The sequence below is a fragment of the Nostoc sp. GT001 genome (genome assembly GCF_030382115.1).
Taxonomy (GTDB): Bacteria; Cyanobacteriota; Cyanobacteriia; order Cyanobacteriales; family Nostocaceae; genus Nostoc.
Window position 1 is genome coordinate 2,062,217 of the sequence record NZ_JAUDRJ010000003.1, and the last position, 18,295, is coordinate 2,080,511.

18 protein-coding genes, 2 tRNA genes, 2 rRNA genes and 1 pseudogene are annotated in these 18,295 nt (G+C 43.1%); 13 read left to right on the forward strand and 10 right to left on the reverse strand.

Going from position 1 to position 18,295, the window contains the following annotated elements; genetic code table 11:
* The first annotated feature begins 8 nt into the window (after positions 1-8).
* Together QUD05_RS11630 and QUD05_RS11635 are read left to right on the forward strand one after the other, a co-directional pair.
* A complete protein-coding gene (locus QUD05_RS11630; RefSeq protein ID WP_289796186.1) occupies positions 9-1,178 on the forward strand; it encodes a cysteine desulfurase family protein in 1,170 nt (389 codons plus the stop codon).
* 114 nt (positions 1,179-1,292) lie between these two features.
* Positions 1,293-2,381 carry a DNA methyltransferase gene (locus tag QUD05_RS11635; protein WP_289796187.1) on the forward strand — a complete coding sequence of 363 codons (1,089 nt, stop codon included), beginning with the start codon at positions 1,293-1,295 and terminating at the stop codon, positions 2,379-2,381.
* On the opposite strand, the gene QUD05_RS11640 is transcribed toward QUD05_RS11635, so the two are convergent.
* Positions 2,347-3,264: a hypothetical protein gene (locus QUD05_RS11640; protein WP_289796188.1), complete on the reverse strand. Its 918-nt coding sequence runs from the start codon at positions 3,262-3,264 to the stop codon at positions 2,347-2,349. The genes QUD05_RS11635 and QUD05_RS11640 overlap by 35 nt on opposite strands.
* Entirely contained in the window at positions 3,261-3,524 is a 264-nt protein-coding gene (locus QUD05_RS11645) for a helix-turn-helix domain-containing protein (protein WP_289796189.1), read from the reverse strand. Before QUD05_RS11645 ends, QUD05_RS11640 begins: the two co-directional genes overlap by 4 nt.
* Before the next feature lie 211 nt (positions 3,525-3,735).
* On the opposite strand from QUD05_RS11645, the gene rbsK reads away from it, so the two are divergent.
* Both rbsK and QUD05_RS11655 read left to right on the forward strand, forming a co-directional pair.
* Positions 3,736-4,665, forward strand: a complete 930-nt coding sequence (rbsK, locus tag QUD05_RS11650) for a ribokinase (RefSeq protein ID WP_289796190.1) — start codon at positions 3,736-3,738, stop codon at positions 4,663-4,665.
* A gap of 104 nt (positions 4,666-4,769) precedes the next feature.
* Entirely contained in the window at positions 4,770-5,411 is a 642-nt protein-coding gene (locus QUD05_RS11655) for a transaldolase family protein (RefSeq protein ID WP_289796191.1), read from the forward strand.
* A 111-nt stretch (positions 5,412-5,522) separates the two neighbouring features.
* Here QUD05_RS11655 and QUD05_RS11660 read toward each other — a convergent pair whose 3' ends face one another.
* On the reverse strand, positions 5,523-5,705 hold the full coding sequence (locus QUD05_RS11660) for a type 2 periplasmic-binding domain-containing protein (protein ID WP_289796192.1): 183 nt from the start codon (positions 5,703-5,705) through the stop codon (positions 5,523-5,525).
* Positions 5,706-5,766: 61 nt separating this feature from the next.
* Entirely contained in the window at positions 5,767-6,417 is a 651-nt protein-coding gene (locus QUD05_RS11665) for a LysR family transcriptional regulator (protein ID WP_289796193.1), read from the reverse strand.
* Positions 6,418-6,594: 177 nt separating this feature from the next.
* Here QUD05_RS11665 and QUD05_RS11670 point away from each other — a divergent pair, with 177 nt between their 5' ends.
* From QUD05_RS11670 to QUD05_RS11705, 8 genes and pseudogenes are all read left to right on the forward strand, one after another.
* Positions 6,595-6,879, forward strand: a complete 285-nt coding sequence (locus QUD05_RS11670; protein ID WP_289796194.1) for a hypothetical protein — start codon at positions 6,595-6,597, stop codon at positions 6,877-6,879.
* A 4-nt stretch (positions 6,880-6,883) separates the two neighbouring features.
* On the forward strand, positions 6,884-7,540 hold the full coding sequence (locus QUD05_RS11675) for a glutathione S-transferase family protein (RefSeq protein WP_289796195.1): 657 nt from the start codon (positions 6,884-6,886) through the stop codon (positions 7,538-7,540).
* Positions 7,530-7,967, forward strand: a complete 438-nt coding sequence (locus QUD05_RS11680) for a GNAT family N-acetyltransferase (protein WP_289796196.1) — start codon at positions 7,530-7,532, stop codon at positions 7,965-7,967. The genes QUD05_RS11675 and QUD05_RS11680 overlap by 11 nt, the downstream gene beginning before the upstream one ends.
* A gap of 169 nt (positions 7,968-8,136) precedes the next feature.
* The gene (locus tag QUD05_RS11685; RefSeq protein WP_289796197.1) at positions 8,137-8,436 is read left to right on the forward strand and encodes a hypothetical protein; all 300 of its coding nucleotides are present in this window, start codon (positions 8,137-8,139) and stop codon (positions 8,434-8,436) included.
* A 231-nt stretch (positions 8,437-8,667) separates the two neighbouring features.
* Positions 8,668-9,957: a glucose-1-phosphate adenylyltransferase gene (locus QUD05_RS11690; protein ID WP_289796198.1), complete on the forward strand. Its 1,290-nt coding sequence runs from the start codon at positions 8,668-8,670 to the stop codon at positions 9,955-9,957.
* Between the two features lie 41 nt (positions 9,958-9,998).
* Positions 9,999-10,547, forward strand: a complete 549-nt coding sequence (locus tag QUD05_RS11695; RefSeq protein WP_289796199.1) for an AAA family ATPase — start codon at positions 9,999-10,001, stop codon at positions 10,545-10,547.
* 114 nt (positions 10,548-10,661) lie between these two features.
* A complete protein-coding gene (locus QUD05_RS11700; protein ID WP_289796200.1) occupies positions 10,662-11,675 on the forward strand; it encodes a DnaJ C-terminal domain-containing protein in 1,014 nt (337 codons plus the stop codon).
* Between the two features lie 629 nt (positions 11,676-12,304).
* Positions 12,305-12,442: pseudogene (locus tag QUD05_RS11705) on the forward strand (DUF4277 domain-containing protein); the annotation flags it as partial.
* Positions 12,443-12,472: 30 nt separating this feature from the next.
* On the opposite strand, the gene QUD05_RS11710 reads toward QUD05_RS11705, so the two are convergent.
* A complete protein-coding gene (locus QUD05_RS11710; protein ID WP_289799940.1) occupies positions 12,473-12,829 on the reverse strand; it encodes a transposase in 357 nt (118 codons plus the stop codon).
* Between the two features lie 22 nt (positions 12,830-12,851).
* On the reverse strand, positions 12,852-13,304 hold the full coding sequence (locus tag QUD05_RS11715; RefSeq protein WP_289796201.1) for a helix-turn-helix domain-containing protein: 453 nt from the start codon (positions 13,302-13,304) through the stop codon (positions 12,852-12,854).
* 67 nt (positions 13,305-13,371) lie between these two features.
* Here QUD05_RS11715 and QUD05_RS11720 point away from each other — a divergent pair, with 67 nt between their 5' ends.
* Entirely contained in the window at positions 13,372-14,424 is a 1,053-nt protein-coding gene (locus tag QUD05_RS11720) for an IS630 family transposase (protein ID WP_502911429.1), read from the forward strand.
* Positions 14,425-14,534: 110 nt separating this feature from the next.
* Here QUD05_RS11720 and rrf read toward each other — a convergent pair.
* The 4 genes from rrf to QUD05_RS11740 all read right to left on the reverse strand — a co-directional run bounded on the left by rrf (position 14,535) and on the right by QUD05_RS11740 (position 18,206).
* Positions 14,535-14,652, reverse strand: a 5S ribosomal RNA gene (gene rrf, locus QUD05_RS11725).
* A gap of 147 nt (positions 14,653-14,799) precedes the next feature.
* A 23S ribosomal RNA gene (locus tag QUD05_RS11730) occupies positions 14,800-17,709 on the reverse strand.
* A 267-nt stretch (positions 17,710-17,976) separates the two neighbouring features.
* Positions 17,977-18,049: transfer RNA gene (locus tag QUD05_RS11735), tRNA-Ala, on the reverse strand.
* Positions 18,050-18,132: 83 nt separating this feature from the next.
* Positions 18,133-18,206: transfer RNA gene (locus tag QUD05_RS11740), tRNA-Ile, on the reverse strand.
* Positions 18,207-18,295 lie beyond the last annotated feature (89 nt).

The window sequence follows — 18,295 nt, forward strand, 5'->3', positions numbered from 1 at the left end:
TCGGTTTTATGCAAATTTATCTAGATTACAGCGCCACTACTCCAACTCGAAAAGAAGCGATCGCAGTTATGCAAACAATCCTCACTCAACAGTGGGGCAATCCCTCCAGTTTACATGAGTGGGGACAACGGGCGGCAACGGTTGTAGAACAAGCCAGAGTCCAAGTTGCTGGTTTAATTAATGCCGCTACCCCTGAATCGATTGTTTTTACCTCTGGTGGCACTGAGGCAGATAATTTGGCGATTATGGGTGTGGCTCGGTTGTATGCTGTACCTCAACATCTAATTATCTCCAGCGTTGAACATTCTGCAATTTCTGAGACAGCAAGGTTGCTAGAAATGTGGGGTTGGGAAGTTACGCGCTTGTCTGTAAATGTTAAAGGTAGAGTCAATCCCTTAAATTTAAAAGCGGCGTTGCGACATAACACAGCCTTAGTTTCTATAATTTACGGTCAAAGTGAAGTTGGGACTGTGCAACCGATCGCAGAACTGGGTAAAATTGTGCGATCGCATGGTGCTTTGTTCCACACAGATGCGGTGCAAGTTGCGGGACGCTTACCCATAAATGTGCAACAACTTCCTGTAGACTTACTTAGCCTTTCCAGTCATAAAATATATGGGCCGCAAGGTGCAGGAGCGTTATATGTGCGTCCTGGTGTGGAGTTAATGCCCTTGCTGGGTGGTGGTGGGCAAGAAATGGGACTGCGTTCTGGTACGCAAGCAGTACCGATAATAGCGGGGTTTGGTGTAGCAGCAGAATTAGCAGCCGAAGAATTGGCTACAGAAACACCACGATTGATTGAATTACGCGATCGCGCTTTTGCCCAATTAGCTGAGATTCCTGGTTTAATCCCTACAGGGGATGTTTGCGATCGTTTACCTCATCATGTCAGTATGTGCTTAGAAAACGCCGATGGGGAAAAACTTAGCGGTAAAACCTTGGTGCGACAGCTAAACCTTGCAGGCATTGGCATCAGTGCTGGTGCTGCCTGCCACAGTGGTAAACTTAGTCCTAGCCCGATACTTTTAGCGATGGGCTATTCGGAAAAAGCCGCTTTGGGTGGAATTCGCATCACATTGGGGCGTGAGACGACGGAAGCTGATATAGATTGGACAGTGATGGTGTTGAAGCAAGTTTTGCAAAGGCTGACACCAAATTTATCTTTAGTTAAGCGTTAAAACAATTGTAACAAATCGCATACCTATAGGAATACTAGCTACATTATGATATAAGTATCCCAAAATAGGATAAAATCAGAGGTACTCAAGTTTCAGAGCCAAGTAAACCAATAAATGAGTCTATCTAACCCAGAACCGAGTTCTCTCAAGACTTTAAAACGCAAGGCTACCAGCACAGTTGGTCGTGGAAAAGTAGTCAACCTCAACACTAACTTAAATTTTTCTGCATGGAATGATGAAAGTGTTGCTCTATATATGGGTGATAGTCTCGAACATTACAACAATTGGGAGCAGCCTACAGTCATCGTTTCAGATGGAGCTTACGGTGTTCTTGGTTTTGAAGGAGATACTTCAGATCATATTGATTTACCTAATTGGTATGAACCTCATATTGAAGCATGGTCAAAAGCAGCCATACCATGCACAACACTATGGTTTTGGAATTCAGAAATTGGCTGGGCTGTTGTGCATCCAATTTTAGAAAAGCATGGTTGGCGTTATGCTAATTGTAATATTTGGAACAAAGGAAAAGGTCATATAGCAGGGAATGTTAATACAGAAAAAATTCGTAGATTTCCTGTTGTTACAGAAGTGTGTGTTCAATATGTAAGAGAAGTTAAAGTCAAGGAACTGACCCTGAAAGAATGGTTGTTAAAAGAGTGGAAACGTTCTGGATTACGACGACGACAAGCAAACGAGGCTTGTGGTGTAGCTAATGCTGCAACTAGGAAGTATTTCGATCAAGGACACTTATGGTATTTCCCTCCTCCAGAGATGTTTGAGAGGTTAGTGAACTATGCAAACGATCATGGAAATCCAGAAGGAAGACCTTACTTTTCTTTAGATGGAAACCAATCTTTAACAGGACAACAATGGAGTAAGATGCGCTCAAAATTCAAATGCCCTTATGGTTTTACAAATGTTTGGGATCGACAAGCTCTACGGGGCAATGAAAGAGTTAAGATTCCTTCTGGAAAAGCACTACATCTTAATCAGAAGCCTCTTGATTTGATGGGCGTTATTATTGAAGCTTCAAGTGATGAGAACGATGTTATCTGGGAACCTTTCGGAGGACTATTCAGTACATCTCTAGCAGCACGTAAACTGAGACGAAAAGCTTACTCTTGCGAAATTGATCCAGATTATTTTTATTATGGAGTGCAGAGATTTAATCAAGAAGTTCATCAATGCTCGCTTCTCTAATCTCTAGATAATCTTGTAAAAATTTTTTGATTCTGTCTTCTCGATGACTTGATAGCAGCTTATTCCATTGACTAACTGTAATACTAGAAACTTCAATATTATAGACACGCTGCTTAAATTTTTCAATACCTGGATGCACAATTCTGTCCATCTTTGCAAAATTAGTATCCAGTCTGTATTTATACCGGATCAATAGTTCACGTAGAAGGTGCTGATATTCTCTAGTTGGTTTATAGATTTTTCCTTCAACACCCCATGAGTCAACTATTTTTTTAGCTTCTAATAACTCTTCAACAGATCCTTGAAATTTATAACCGCTAGTGTTTGTCTGCTGTAAATTTGCTGTTCTTTGAGTTGTATCTTCTGGCTCCAAAACAATATAATCTGGCGGATTATGATAATGAGTATCTCTAGCTAAAGCTACAGACAAACCAGAGACAACACATACATCAAGAATACGAGGCTTGCCATAGATAATTTTCTCCGGCAACCATGCCAGCATAGCAACATAGGTTTGATCGTACTTAAAATGATTTTGACTGTCTTTAAAGCGTGCTGTTATTTCTGTTGCTAATGGAAACCATGCTTTAATTTCTAATCCTGGTGTCGGTTGAACTTTTCCTACAAAAATAGTATCTGGAAAACCTGGATCTTGTCTCTGCCAGTTTCCAAAGTCAGAAAATTCATTTTGTTTATTCAAAAATTCTACTGTGTTAAATTCGATTAAATTTCCGAGTAAGGGTGAAAGCTTTGAAATAACTTTAGCCAAGTTTAGTGCTGCATCTACAGTTACAGGCTTAGATATATCTAAAACGTCAAAAATATGACCCGATAAATTATCTATATACTGAGATGCCAGCCTGATTACATCCTGTGTCTTCATACCTCTTCCTCACAAGATGCTTCAGATATTCCTTGTTCAACTTTTCTGAGAATATCGCAAGGATCTATACCGATTACGCGAGTAACTAATAGAAACTCAATTACATCTAACCGCCGTTCACCATTTTCGTATTTGGCTACAAAAGATTGTGGCTTTTTCAACGATTTAGCAAGAGTCTGTTGAGTTAATTTTGCTTCCTTACGAGCCGCAATCATACAGCGACGGAATATTTCATAGTCTTGGCTGAAAACAAATTTCATTGTGCCTTGGCTTTAGCACTATGTATACGTTGAACACAATAAACCCGATTTCGGATAATCCCAAAATAGGATATTTTTAGATGTCTTAGCCTAGTGCGTCACCTAACAGCCCATCGTAGACATCACAGTTCTTATGCAAGTTCCTGAGTAAAGGCGATATTTATGCAGTTTGCGATCGCATCCTATAATATTATCAATAGAAATCAGCATTATGAGTATTATCGTCTTCGGCAGCATAAATATAGACTTGGTAGCAACAACACCCCGGTTGCCAGTCGCAGGAGAAACGTTGCTAGGAGAAGAATTTTTTAAAGTTTCGGGAGGGAAAGGAGCCAATCAAGCCGTAGCATTAGCAAAATTGGGCATTCCTACCCAGATAGTAGGGCGTGTAGGTGCAGATGATTTTGGTAAGGAACTTGTTAACAATTTGCAAACATCTGGTGTGCAGACTGATAACATTTTTGTGGATAAAACTGTTAGTTCTGGAGTCGCTATTATCACCGTGAGTCAGACTGGTGAAAATCAAATCGTCGTTATTCCTGGTGCAAATGGGCGCGTCAATCAAGAAGATGTAGAGCGATTATCCCACTTATTACCAGAAGCTACAGCACTACTTTTACAACTAGAAATTCCGATTACTGCCGTGATTGCTGCTGCTAAAGCCGCAAAAGGTGCAAATATAAAAGTAATTTTTGACCCCGCACCCGCACAGTCTAATTTACCAGATGAATTGTATCCATTGGTTGATATTATTACACCGAATGAAGTTGAAGCAGCGCAGTTGGTTGGTTTTCCTGTGAATGGAGAAGAACAAGCAGCCAAAGCTGCTGCGGTTTTATTACAACGGGGTGTGAAATGTGCGATCGTCAAATTGGGTGCTAAGGGTGTTTTTTGTGCCACTGCTGAAGAAAAGTTTTTTGTACCTGCGTTTTCAATTCATGCAGTTGACACAGTAGCCGCAGGCGATGCTTTTAATGGTGGTTTAGCGGCAGCACTTTTTGAAGGACTTTCCTTACATCAAGCAGTTGTTTGGGGTGCAGCAGCGGGTGCTTTGACAGCAACAAAACCAGGCGCACAAACTTCGCTACCTGATAGGTTTACATTTGATGCATTTCTTCAGGAAAGGGGAATAAGCAGGTAAAATACTTACCTGATAGGGATTGGCAGAAATATCAGTGCAAAGCTTCTGAACGATGTAGGGTGTATAGCAGCAGAAATGCAGGTAGGAAAAGTGAGGAATTAAGTATGGCACTATATCTAGACTCCGCGATCGCATCGGAAGCTGAAGTTGTTAAGCTTTGGGGATGGGTAAAAGGTATCACCACAAATCCCACGCTGTTATCTCAAAGCGATACTCCACCAGAAACCACGCTCAAAAAATTGGTTGCCTTGACAAATGGCCCGTTATACTATCAACTTATGGCATCTGATAAAGCTGGGATGCTAGCTGAAGCTAGAAAAGCTTTCGAGATTATTGGTTCACAAACAATTTTGAAGATTCCCGCAACACCGTTAGGATTTGAAGTGGTGGCGAGTCTCTCACCAGAGATTACCTGTTCGGTGACAGCGATTTATAGTGCAGCACAGGCAGCAGTAGCACGGGAAGCAGGAGCTAAAATTGCCATAGCTTATGTAAATCGAGCTACCCGATTGTTAGGTGATGGTATTGCTTTAGTGCGGGATATGGCTAGCGTACTCAAAGGTAGTGATACGGAAATCTTGGCAGCTAGTATCAAATCTCCTGAAGAAGCAGCCGCATCGTTGCAAGCCGGGGCGAATCATTTAACTTTACCATTGGCAATGTTGCAGGCGATCGCAACTCATGAATTCTCCCAAAAAACCGTTGAAGAATTCGCTAAAGGAGGCATTGGGTTAAGTAATGCGTAATATTTCGGCTCCTTTCGACTTCTCTACGAGACGCTACGCGTTAGCGGAGCTTTCGCTTTAGCGATACGCTCAAGGCAAGACGCTCAATACAAGTTCGTAATTCGGATGTGTTCAATAAGTGAATTTAGCTAAACTATAAAAATCAAATTTACTCAACATCTCCAAAAATGTGAATACCGCAGGTACTTGCAGAGCATTAGATAAAGTTGCAGTTGCAATGACTCTTTCAAGCGGTGCAGGTAAACTGTATACCTGCACCTTTAGGGGAATGGGTACAGCTGCTAAACGAGGCATAATAGCTGCTCTCAGTCCTTGATTCACCATGCTAACGACTGTGGAATCTTCTTGAATGTCGCTAGCAGTATGGATTGGAATTGCGAAAGTCTTCAGGTGGTTGTGAAGAATGCGTCCACAGGGAGTACAAGGAAGTAAAACCGAGCGGATAGGCTGCTATGTCTTCCCAAGTAATTTTCGGACTGCTAATTTTGGTATCTGGTGGTAGTAAAGCTATATACTCATCCCGAAAAATTTCCCAGGTTTCAAATTCTTCACCAGTTGGCAGACAGGTAATACCAATATCGGCACGTCCATCATGCAAACACTGCTCTACATCCGTGAAAGCAGCACACTCTATGATTGTGACAGCAATTTCTGGGAATTGATTGTGAAATTGGGCGATCGCTTTTGGTAATAGATGAGTAGCAACGCTCCGAAAAGCCGCAATTCGCACATGGCCACCGTGTAAACCTTTATGTAGGTTTGCTTCGTGTTGCATCATCTTTAGATGCTGCATTGCTTGACGCGCATGATACAAAATACGCTCTCCAGCTGGTGTCAGCACAGCACCGTGACGACCTCTCGCAAATAATGGTACACCCAATTCTTCTTCTAGGGTGGCGATCGCATGACTAATTGCAGGCTGGGAAAGCTGCAATTCTAAGGCTGCTTCACTAAAGTTACCACGATCTGCTACTGCAACTATGGCTCGGAGTTGAGAGAGTTTCATAGGCAATTGATGAGAACAAGGGTATACACATCCTGACTTTATTGTGGCAAAAAGGTTGTATTAGTGATTTTTCATATCTATAAATCCTATTTATAGAACCTATGCAAGCCATGATTTGATTCCTAATTGAGATGTTGTTACTGTTTTATTTACTGAGCAACTTTCAGGAATAATTTTATGAACAATAACATTAGGTGTCTATCAAAAGAAGATATAGAAATAAATTGTAGTCCGTCATTCCAGAAAAAAATCCACTCAAACTTCTGGAAATCTCTGCATCTGATTTGGAAAAATTTTGTCAAAGAAGTCCTAGCAGATCCTAATGAATTACAAGTTTGGCAAAAGGTTGACCGCTACGGTAATATCTATTGGCAAGCTTACGACCCGGCGACCAGAAAATCTTTTTCTTCAGGTTCCGAAACTGATGTGTTTATGTGGATTGAACAACTTTATCGGTATTAAAAACATGACACAACTTACTTTGGTAATCGGCAACAAAAATTATTCATCTTGGTCACTTCGTCCTTGGTTAGCGATGAAGCAATTCGGTTTGGAATTTAATGAGATTCGGATTCCTCTTTATAACCACCCAGATTATTCATTGAAAATTCGGCAATATTCGTCATCAGGAAAAGTACCTGTGTTATTGCACGATAAACAAACAGTGTGGGATTCTCTCGCTATTTGTGAATATCTAGCTGAAACTTTTCCAACTTTGCAATGGTGGCCAAAGGATAAGGCTGCAAGAGCATTAGCCCGTTCTATCAGTGCAGAAATGCACTCAGGATTTCAAAACTTGCGTCAGAATATGCCAATGAACTGCCGTACTAAATATCCTGGGAAAGGTTTAGAACCCGGCGTACAACAAGACATTGACCGCATTACTACTATTTGGCAAGAATCACGTCAAAAGTTTGGGACTACTGGCAATTTGTTATTTGGTAATTTCACGATTGCTGATGCGTTTTTTGCTCCAGTTGTCCTGCGGTTTATCACCTATGATGTGGAGTTAGATCATGTTTCTAGAAATTATGTGGAGTCAGTTTTGGCACTTCCAGAAATGCAAGAGTGGATAAATACAGCAAAAAATGAGACAGAAATTATTCCCCAAAATGAGTTTTAGTGAAGTAGCAAATAGGGAGAACATAAAAGGCAGAAATATTCTAATTAGAGATGCAAACCAAAGGGATATTCCTGCCATTATGGAATTGATTTATTTGAAAGCCCAATTTGATGGTTGTCCTGAATCTGTAAAAGCAACTCCTCAAAAGCTAGAAATTGATTTATTTGGAGAAATGCCTCTTGCTTTTGTTCTTTTGGCTGAGGTTGATGGCGATACTATTGGGTTGGCAACTTATCACTTTATCTATTCAACTTTTTTAGCAATAGCAGAAGAAGGGAAAAAGCCATCAGGAGAACGAGGAAATAAACTCTGCTCAATGGCTCTCAATGCTCTTAAAGGCATAGCATCTGCTGTTACGGATGCTAGTAAACTAGCCGAAGTCTTCAAAACTTATTTGCCTACTCTTGCAAGCATACTGGGCATTTAGGTTTTGAAAAAAGCTCAACAGCTAAAGATAACAGCACTAAATCTGTAATTGGACGTAGAAATTCATGCATTAAGTCTGTAGAAAGATAGGTAATGAAAACTCATAAATTTGATACCTTGGTTGTAGGATAGGCTAAAAATTGCCTACCTTTTTTACCAAGGAATTGCTGATGAATTATCAAAAGCTAGATGCTGCCCTTGCTACAGCACTAAATGATGTTCCAAACTTAGAGGAACCCAGTTTGGCGGTTTTTATACATACCGAATCAGTTTTGGACTCGGCTGCGATCGCTATTTTAGAAAGTTTGGGCGTTAGTAGTGTCACCAGTGGTAAAGATATTTTCACAGCAACACTGTCACCAAATGCCATTTCACAGTTGTCAGAGGAACCTTGGGTGAAGTATTTAAAGCGATCGCAGCAATTGCGTTTGGTAAATCAGAGGAAAAGTTTAGGCAGCTTCAGTGTTTGATCTGATGTTCCAAAAACAATTCTCTGTTAATTTTTCGGCTATAGCGATCGCCTCCCTACTTTCATTCCAATTAATACAAATGTTCTATCTTTNNNCTTATCAGCCGCACCATCCATACATACCAGCATTCTNNNAAATTCATCCCAAAGAATCAGATGATCCCCCTTACTTGTGGTGGCAGACAGTCCTAAACTGAGAGTGAGAGTTGAAAGGCANGCTGGGAGAAATTTTGTGAAAAAAGTTTTATCAATCATCCTTGGTGGTGGCGCGGGTACTCGGCTTTACCCACTAACCAAACTACGCGCTAAACCAGCAGTACCAGTGGCGGGTAAGTATCGCTTAATCGATATCCCTGTTAGTAACTGCATAAATTCCGAAATATTCAAAATCTACGTCCTGACACAATTCAACTCAGCTTCCCTGAATCGTCACATCGCCCGTACTTACAACTTTACTGGTTTCAATGAAGGGTTTGTAGAAGTGCTAGCCGCACAACAAACACCAGAAAACCCCAACTGGTTCCAAGGTACAGCCGATGCTGTACGTCAGTACCTCTGGTTAATGGAAGAATGGAATGCAGACGAATATCTAATTCTCTCAGGCGATCATCTCTACCGCATGGATTATCGCCAGTTTATCCAGCGCCATAGAGAAACGGGGGCTGATATTACTCTCTCAGTCATCCCCATTGATGAGCGCCGCGCCTCAGATTTTGGTTTGATGAAAATTGATGATTCTGGTAGGATAATCGATTTTAGCGAAAAACCAAAAGGTGAAGCGTTAATCAAAATGCGTGTTGATACAAGCGTACTAGGATTAACAAAAGAACAAGCCCAAGAGCAGCCTTACATCGCCTCAATGGGGATTTATGTCTTTAAAAAAGAGGTTTTGTTCAAGTTGTTGAGAGAAGGTACAGAAAGGACTGATTTCGGCAAAGAAATTATTCCTGATGCCTCTAAAGATTACAACGTTCAAGCTTATCTTTTTGATGACTACTGGGAAGATATTGGAACAATCGAAGCATTTTATCATGCAAATCTAGCGCTGACTCAGCAGCCCCAGCCACCTTTTAGTTTCTACGATGAAAAAGCACCAATTTATACCCGCGCTCGCTACTTACCTCCAAGTAAACTTTTAGATTGCCAGGTAACAGAATCAATTATCGGCGAAGGTTGTATCTTGAAAAATTGCCGCATTCAACATTCAGTTTTGGGAGTGCGATCGCGAATTGAATCTGGTTGTGTCATCGAAGAGTCCTTACTCATGGGTGCAGATTTTTACCAACCTTTTGTAGAACGCCAATGTAACCTAGAAAAAGGTGAAATTCCTGTAGGTATTGGTACTGACTCGATTATTCGCGGTGCCATCATTGATAAAAATGCCAGTATCGGTCACGATGTCAAAATCATCAATAAAGATAACGTGCAAGAAGCTGACCGAGAAAGTCAAGGTTTCTACATCCGTAGTGGCATCGTTGTCGTGATGAAAAATGCTGTAATTCCTGATGGAACAATCATTTAATAGTTAGGAGTTAGGAGTTAGGAGTTAGGAGTTAGGAGTTAATGACTAAAAATTCTGATTACTCCTCACTTCTTACTTCTCACTGCTCACTTTTTTTGCTGATTGGTCTTCCAGGAAGCGGGAAGTCAACTTTGGCAAAACAATTACTGACACAATCCCCTCAAATGGCGCTAATTTCTACCGATGCCATTCGGGGGAAATTGTTCGGTTCCCAAGCTGTTCAAGGACCGTGGTTACTGATTTGGCGCGAAATTGAGTGGCAATTTCAGCAAGCTATTTCCACAACTAATACAGCTATTTTTGATGCCACCAATGCCCAACGCCGCCATCGTCGTGAAGTCATTGCTTTAGCCCGTAACTTGGGCTTTACCGACATTAGGGGAATTTGGGTGGATACACCAGTTTGGCTGTGTTTGGCACGGAATAAAAGGCGATCGCGCCAAGTTCCAGAAGAAATTATTTTGCGGATGCACCGTCAACTCCGGGATGCTCCCCCAAGTCGGGAAGAAGGACTAGACAGCCTCAGCCGCTTATCAGAAAAATCGGAGTACGGGAATTGCGATTCCTTGGTGAGCGAGAACCACACTTGATTTTCTATATTTTTTGTTAATTTGAAATCATATTCTTTTTGTTTGGCACCATACCAGGCAAATTAAACATCTCTCTTCTAAAACATAACGGGAATTTCTATAGGAGGCTGGTAGATGGCTGCAACCGACTTCAAAGACTATTACGCTATTTTGGGAGTCAGCAAGACTGCCAGTGCAGAGGAAATTAAACAAGCCTTTCGTAAACTAGCCCGCAAATACCATCCTGATGTCAACCCAAACAACAAACAGGCAGAGGCACGCTTCAAAGAAGTTAGCGAAGCCTACGAAGTTGTGTCAGACCCAGATAAACGTAAAAAGTACGACCAATTCGGTCAATATTGGAAACAAGCTGGTGAAGGTTTCCCATCTGGCGGTGCTGGCTCAGATATGGGTAACTTTGACTTCAGTCAATACGGCAATTTTGATGAGTTCATTAATGAGTTGCTAGGACGCTTTGGTGGTCCTCCCCCTCGTGGTGCGGGGCGCCAAAGTCAGGCACGAAGTCACTCTTACCGCACTTCTCCAGGTACTTCAACCCATTTTAGCAGCAGCTTTAACGATTTTGGGTTTCAAGATGGAGGTGCGGGTAGTACCCAGGATAGTGAAGCTGCGATCGCTCTAACTTTTGCTGAAGCATTTAATGGTGTGAAAAAGCGCTTCAGTTTAGGTAACGAAACAATAGATGTCAACATTCCATCTGGGGCTAAAACTGGTACTCGCTTACGGGTGCGGGGCAAAGGTCAAATTAACCCCATGACTCAACAACGGGGGGATTTATACTTAAAAGTCGAACTTCAGCCGCACACCTTCTTTCAAATGGAAGGCGATAACTTGGTATGCGAAGTGCCAATCACACCAGATGAAGCGACTCTGGGAGCATCTATTGATGTACCCACTCCCGATGGTTCAGTTAATGTCAAACTACCAGCAGGAGTCCGTTCTGGTCAATCTCTACGTTTACGTGGCAAAGGTTGGCCCCTCCCGAAAGGTGGACGCGGCGATCAGTTGGTGAAAGTGGCGATTGTTCCACCAAAAGACCTCAGCCAACAAGAGCGGGAATATTATGAAAAAATCCGGGCTATACGTACTTATAATCCCCGTAGTCATTTGAACCAATTCAGGCTTTAATAAGCAAAAAGAGAATCCCCATAATTAAAATCTCGTCATTACCCACATTTTGGTAACAGTCAAAGTATTATGCTAAACCACATCCTGTCCAAAACTTAAGTTCTGCGGCTTTGATCTACTGTTCACTCAAGTGGACTTGAATCATGTTCAGGTGAGTGTTTAACCGAACTTGAGATGAATTGTTGTTTAGTCCAGTTAAGAGAACTTGAACTATTAGCCTTGGAATTGTATTTCGAGGCAAAATAGTTCTAATTGGTAAGCTGTTCCACATTTAAATTGCATAATTACGGCGGGCAAGATGCCATTGGTGTCAAGTTAAGCTCAAACTTATACCGATTTGAAAAAAGAATGTGACAGATGTTAAAAAAATAGAGAGGTGGTATTAAGGGTGTGTAATGGCAGGGATAACGCATATCGAGATACAACCCACCTTCCGCACCCTAACTGTCACACATCAACAAAAAGCTGACGTAGTAGTACATAGGAACTAAGTTAGATTCAAGATTCCAGAGACTTAATGAGAACAAGTAGTATTAAGTCTCTTGATTTGGCGAGAAGAGGAAATTTTGTGACGAAGACAGAAAAAAGGAAAAACTTCATAGTGAAAAGAATTAATTGATAACAAAAAGATGAATGAGAGAATTGCAACAGAAGTCGTGGAGAATACTGTTGTGATTTTGAATACCAAAGACATTGAAATTCAGAACATAGACCATTTAGGGATAGTAGCAGGAATCATAGACGCGATAGGATTAGTAGAAACAATACAGCACTTCCGTTAGCTATGAGGTACATCCTCAAATCTGAAAGCTTTGATAGGAGAGGACAAGAAGAAAAACTGTATTGCATAATAGCCGGAAGCGCTGTAAACAAATAACTTTCGCACCTACAGCTTCAATCATTGGCACAATTGAATCTAGTTTATGTGCAGATAAATTATCCATTACTACCACTGCTCCTGACCATAAATGTGGTACTAAAAACTTCTCAACAAATAATTCAAATGCAATGCCGTCCATTGAACCATTCATTGTCATTAATGCAACTACTTTGTTAATACTAATTGCTGCAATTACTGTAACTTTTGAGCCTCTATAGAATGGGCTGAGAGAGTAAGCTCTTGTTCCCATTTGTGAACGCGCATGAGTCCTCATTAACCCAAGTAGAACCCCAGTTTCATCCAAAAATACTAAGTTTTCTGGCTCTATATGTTTGACCTTTTCCCAATAATCTAATCTTAAATTTAGAACTCTCTCTGTCCCCGTTTGGGTACTCCGCTTTGTTTTTTTTTCGATTTAATCCTAATTTTTGTAAGGCACGACACATTGCACTTTGACCCACCCAATTGCCAGTCTTGTCTGCAAATAATTCACACAACTCTATCAATGTTGCATCTGGATGTGCTTCAACTAATTCCCTTAACTCTGTGTCAGCATTTGTTAAATGACTAAATTGTGGCTTTCCTCGCGGCTTGGATTGTAAATTTCCTTCAACTTTTTGTTGTTTTACAAGTTTTTGTACTAAACTCTTTGAGACGGAAAATATGTTAGCCACTTTCCTGATTGAGATGTTTTTCTCAAGATGTGCTGCAACTATTTTTTCTCGAAGATCGACAGAGTAGGACTTCATTTAAAAGTAAGTAGGTCAACCAAAAAAAACGTAAGATAGATAGAGTGCAGAAATCAAGTGATAGATGATGCCTAGCGCGTTAAGAATAATACTAACTACTGAAGAAGACCTGACACTAAAAGAACTCAGTTGTGCAGATAAAGTACCACATCGAACCAAACAAAGAGCGATCGCTTTGCGCCTCAATGCCCACGGATGGAATGTACCTCAGATTGCAAAGTATTTAGGTTGGGCACAACAAACGGTCAGGCAGACAATAAAACGCTGGCAATTTCAAGGGTTAGGAGGTTTGTGGGAAGCGCCAGGACGTGGAAAAAAGAGTACTTGGCAAGAAGAAGATTGGCAAGTAGTAGAAGAATGCTTGGGACAAAATCGTCGTTACAGTGCTCGGCAGCTAAGTCAAAAGCTATTTGAGGAACGACAAATCGAACTAGGAGCCGAACAAATCAGGCGACTACTCAAAAAAAGGGGTGGTATNTGGAAACGTATCCGCTACTGTCCGGCTTTAAATCTGAATGCAGGATATTTAAAAGCTAAACGCCAAGATTGGGAATTACTCAAGCTATGGGCAAAATTAGGATTGGTTTGTTTAAAGTACTTGGATGAATCTGGTTGTTACTGCACTAGTCCCACTGATTATACTTATGGGCGTAGGGGAGAGCAAAAACGTATTCGACAAAATAGACGACGCGGTAGGCGGATCAACATCTTCGGTATTTGGGAGCCGAAATCTAGTTTTAATTACGCTTTGATGCTTGGAACATTGAAAGCACCGACCTATGTCCAACTCATGGATTGGCAGGCTCAAATTGCTGCACACCGCTTATTGGAAACTGGACAAATTACCGTCATCATTCACGATAATGCCTCTGTTCACAAAAGTCTTTTGGCTCGCCAGCAGCATCAACGTTGGCAACAGCAAGGATTGTACATTTTTTTTCTACCTCCTTATAGCCCACAAATGAATCGCATTGAAGACGAATGGTTGCATCTCAAACGTGATGAGCTTGCCGGCCGAGTTTTTGACGATGAATATGAATTAGCGATCGCTATTATTGAGGGTATAGAAAATAGAGCCGTGCAAGGTCAGTACCAAGTTGAACGTTTTATGTTTAATTAGGTTGACCTACTTATTTATATTTTAACCTAGTGTACCTCATAATAGACGCAAGTGCTGTAAACAAAAAGCCCCAAGCTGTGGAGCATGGGGCTTTTAGTATGAATTATGAGACCTGGCATCGAGCTATTTTTGCGTAGGGCGACCCCTAAACTATCGTTGCCGCAGCAGCGTTTCACCTCTGAGTTCGGGAAGGGTTCAGTGTGGTTCCACCGCGCAATAGACACCAGGAAAACTTTTAGGGCAAGGGGGAAAGGGAAAGGGGAAAAGGGAAAAAACACTTACCTTTACCCTTTACCCTTTAACCTTTTCCCTTGTTCAGAAACCCTGAAGACTGCAAGCAACGCGAATCAGCAATTAATTGAGCAAAAGATTTGTGAGGTCAAGCCCTCGGTCTGTTAGCACGGCTCGGCTACATACATTACTGCACTTCCACCTACCGCCTATTAACCTGTGTTCTTCAGGTGACCTTACCCACTTAAAGTGGTGAGAGCACTCATCTTGAGGTGGGCTTCCCACTTAGATGCTTTCAGCGGTTATCCGCTCCGCACTTGGCTACCCAGCGTTTACCGTTGGCACGATAACTGGTACACCAGCGGTGCGTTCCTCCCGGTCCTCTCGTACTAAGGAGGACTCCTCTCAATGCTCTTACGCCTGCACCGGATATGGACCGAACTGTCTCACGACGTTCTGAACCCAGCTCACGTACCGCTTTAATGGGCGAACAGCCCAACCCTTGGGACGTACTTCCGCCCCAGGTTGCGATGAGCCGACATCGAGGTGCCAAACCTCCCCGTCGATGTGGACTCTTGGGGGAGATCAGCCTGTTATCCCTAGAGTAACTTTTATCCGTTGAGCGACGGCCATTCCACTCTGCGCCGTCGGATCACTAAGGCCTACTTTCGTACCTGCTCGACTTGTCAGTCTTGCAGTCAAGCTCCCTTTATGCCTTTACACTCGCCGCACGGTTTCCAAGCGTGCTGAGGGAACCTTTGCGCGCCTCCGTTACCTTTTAGGAGGCGACCGCCCCAGTCAAACTGCCCACCTGAAACTGTTCCCTGACCGGATAACGGTCATGGGTTAGAATTCTAGCTTCGCCAGAGTGGTATCTCACCGTTGGCTCCATACTCCCCACAAGGAATACTTCATCGCCTCCCACCTATCCTGCGCAAGCCAAGCCCGAACACAATTCCAGGCTACAGTAAAGCTTCATAGGGTCTTTCTGTCCAGGTGCAGGCAGTCCGTATCTTCACAGACATTCCTATTTCGCCGAGTCTCTCTCTGAGACACCATCCAGATCGTTACGCCTTTCGTGCGGGTCGGAACTTACCCGACAAGGAATTTCGCTACCTTAGGACCGTTATAGTTACGGCCGCCGTTCACCGGGGCTTCGGTCGCTAGCTTCAAGGTTGCCCCCTGACCAACTTCCTTAACCTTCCGGCACTGGGCAGGCGTCAGCCCCCATACTGCGTCGATTTGACTTTGCGGAGACCTGTGTTTTTGGTAAACAGTCGCCTGGATCTCTTCACTGCGACCCACTTCTTACGGTGGGCACCCCTTCTTCCGAAGTTACGGAGGCCATTTTGCCGAGTTCCTTAGAGAGAGTTATCTCGCGCCCCTTGGTATTCTCAACCTCCCTACCTGTGTCGGTTTCGGGTACAGGTAACTGTAAGTTAACGTGTTTAGAGCTTTTCTTGGAAGCTAGACTATGCCACTTCCCCACCGTAGTGGGTCGTACTCACGCCTCAACTCAAAACGTTTTCGCCGTTTCTCAACATCTCGACGCTTGAGCCAATGACTCCAACATCCGGCTGACACTTATCTTCTCCGTCCCTCTGCACAACCTACAATCAGTACGGGAATTTTAACCCGTTGTCCATCGACTACGCCGTTCGGCCTCGCCTTAGGTCCTGACTAACCCTCCGGGGACGAACCTGGCGGAGGGAAACCTTAGGGTTTCGGGGTATTGGATTCTCACCAATATTTGCGCTACTCAAGCCGACATTCTCACTTCCGTTTCGTCCACAGCTGCTTGCCGCTACTGCTTCTACCTACGACGGAACGCTCCCCTACCGATTAACGTTAGTTAATCCCACAGCTTCGGTACATCGCTTAGCCCCGTTCATTTTCGGCGCGAGAGCGCTTGACTAGTGAGCTATTACGCACTCTTTCAAGGGTGGCTGCTTCTAGGCAAACCTCCTAGTTGTCTGTGCACTCTCACCTCCTTTATCACTTAGCGATGATTTGGGGACCTTAGCTGGTGGTCTGGGCTGTTTCCCTCTTGACAATGAAGCTTATCCCCCACTGTCTCACTGGCAATGTGTACTCTGGGTATTCAGAGTTTGTCTCGATTTGGTGCCAGTCTCCCAGCCCGCACCGAAACAGTGCTTTACCCCCCAGATATAATCATTACCGCTGCGCCTAAACACATTTCGGGGAGAACCAGCTAGCTCCTGGTTCGATTGGCATTTCACCCCTAACCACAACTCATCCGCTGATTTTTCAACATCAGTCGGTGCGGACCTCCACTTGGTGTTACCCAAGCTTCATCCCTGGCCATGGTTGAGATCACCAGGGTTCGGGTCTATAAACGCTGATAATATTCGCCCTTTTCAGACTCGGTTTCCCTTTGGCTCCAGCATTCTCGCTTTAACCTACCAGTGCCTATAAGTCGCTTAAGCTCATTCTTCAACAGGCACGCGGTCAGACTTTGAATAGTCCTCCCACTGCTTGTAAGCTAACGGTTTCATGTTCTATTTACTCCCCTTCCGGGGTTCTTTTCACCTTTCCCTCCGCGGTACTGGTTCACTATCGGTCACACAGGAGTATTTAGCCTTACGAGGTGGTCCTCGCTGATTCACATGGGATTCCTCGTGCCCCATGCTACTCGGGATTCAGAGCGTAAGCTATCCGTGATGTTTTCGACTACTGGACTCTCACCTTCTTTGGTGCAGTATTTCACTGCTTCGTTTAACAGCTAGATTCGATATCGCTGCTCCCACTACCCCAAAAGGTAACCCTTTGGTTTAGGCTCTTCCCCTTTCGCTCGCCACTACTTAGGGAATCTCTGTTTTGATTTCTCTTCCTCCAGCTACTAAGATGTTTCAGTTCGCTGGGTTGGCTCTCTCCTGCTCATGTATTCAGCAGGCAGTTTATAGGGTTGCCCCATTCGGAAATCTCCGGCTCTATGTTTGCTTCCAACTCCCCGGAGCATATCGTCGCGGTAATCACGTCCTTCGTCGTCTCTGGGTGCCTAGGTATCCACCGTTAGCCCTTATTCGCTTGACCACTCAAATTTTTGGTCTTTAACTTTTGCATTCACAATTACAATAGGTTAGTTCTGAGTTACCTCGCCACTTCGCACTGATTTGACCCTCAGTACTCAGCACTGGGCACTCATCACTAAGAATGTCTGTGTCTGCCTGCTAATTTCGCGTTACTATGCAGTTTTCAGGTTCTGGCTGAGACTAATCCTCAGCAGTCTGACTCCAAAGTCATGTTGCTGAACTCTCAATATATATCAATATTATTTTTCAATGGCACTCTTGCCACAGGTGGAGGTTAGCGGACTCGAACCGCTGACATCCTGCTTGCAAAGCAGGCGCTCTACCAACTGAGCTAAACCCCCAGATTATAATTTCTAACTCATAACTTTTAACTCGTCTTTAGTTACGAATTACAAATTACGAATTAGCAATTACTTTCCAGGTGAAGGCCATCCTGGACTCGAACCAGGGACCTCACCCTTATCAGGGGTGCGCTCTAACCACCTGAGCTAATAGCCCATTTCGAACCAAATCATAGTTTGAAAGCTTTCAACAATATGCAAATGTCTGCGACCGACCTAGGAATGACCAACTTACTATCTATATAG

Excerpts from the sequence above, each read along its gene's own strand:
- QUD05_RS11630 (WP_289796186.1), top strand. The coding sequence starts at position 9 with ATGCAAATTTATCTAGATTACAGCGCCACTACTCCAACTCGAAAAGAA.
- QUD05_RS11635 (WP_289796187.1), top strand. The coding sequence starts at position 1,293 with ATGAGTCTATCTAACCCAGAACCGAGTTCTCTCAAGACTTTAAAACGC.
- QUD05_RS11640 (WP_289796188.1), bottom strand. The coding sequence starts at position 3,264 with ATGAAGACACAGGATGTAATCAGGCTGGCATCTCAGTATATAGATAAT.
- QUD05_RS11645 (WP_289796189.1), bottom strand. The coding sequence starts at position 3,524 with ATGAAATTTGTTTTCAGCCAAGACTATGAAATATTCCGTCGCTGTATG.
- rbsK (WP_289796190.1), top strand. The coding sequence starts at position 3,736 with ATGAGTATTATCGTCTTCGGCAGCATAAATATAGACTTGGTAGCAACA.
- QUD05_RS11655 (WP_289796191.1), top strand. The coding sequence starts at position 4,770 with ATGGCACTATATCTAGACTCCGCGATCGCATCGGAAGCTGAAGTTGTT.
- QUD05_RS11660 (WP_289796192.1), bottom strand. The coding sequence starts at position 5,705 with ATGCCTCGTTTAGCAGCTGTACCCATTCCCCTAAAGGTGCAGGTATAC.
- QUD05_RS11665 (WP_289796193.1), bottom strand. The coding sequence starts at position 6,417 with ATGAAACTCTCTCAACTCCGAGCCATAGTTGCAGTAGCAGATCGTGGT.
- QUD05_RS11670 (WP_289796194.1), top strand. The coding sequence starts at position 6,595 with ATGAACAATAACATTAGGTGTCTATCAAAAGAAGATATAGAAATAAAT.
- QUD05_RS11675 (WP_289796195.1), top strand. The coding sequence starts at position 6,884 with ATGACACAACTTACTTTGGTAATCGGCAACAAAAATTATTCATCTTGG.
- QUD05_RS11680 (WP_289796196.1), top strand. The coding sequence starts at position 7,530 with ATGAGTTTTAGTGAAGTAGCAAATAGGGAGAACATAAAAGGCAGAAAT.
- QUD05_RS11685 (WP_289796197.1), top strand. The coding sequence starts at position 8,137 with ATGAATTATCAAAAGCTAGATGCTGCCCTTGCTACAGCACTAAATGAT.
- QUD05_RS11695 (WP_289796199.1), top strand. The coding sequence starts at position 9,999 with ATGACTAAAAATTCTGATTACTCCTCACTTCTTACTTCTCACTGCTCA.
- QUD05_RS11700 (WP_289796200.1), top strand. The coding sequence starts at position 10,662 with ATGGCTGCAACCGACTTCAAAGACTATTACGCTATTTTGGGAGTCAGC.
- QUD05_RS11710 (WP_289799940.1), bottom strand. The coding sequence starts at position 12,829 with ATGAGGACTCATGCGCGTTCACAAATGGGAACAAGAGCTTACTCTCTC.
- QUD05_RS11715 (WP_289796201.1), bottom strand. The coding sequence starts at position 13,304 with ATGAAGTCCTACTCTGTCGATCTTCGAGAAAAAATAGTTGCAGCACAT.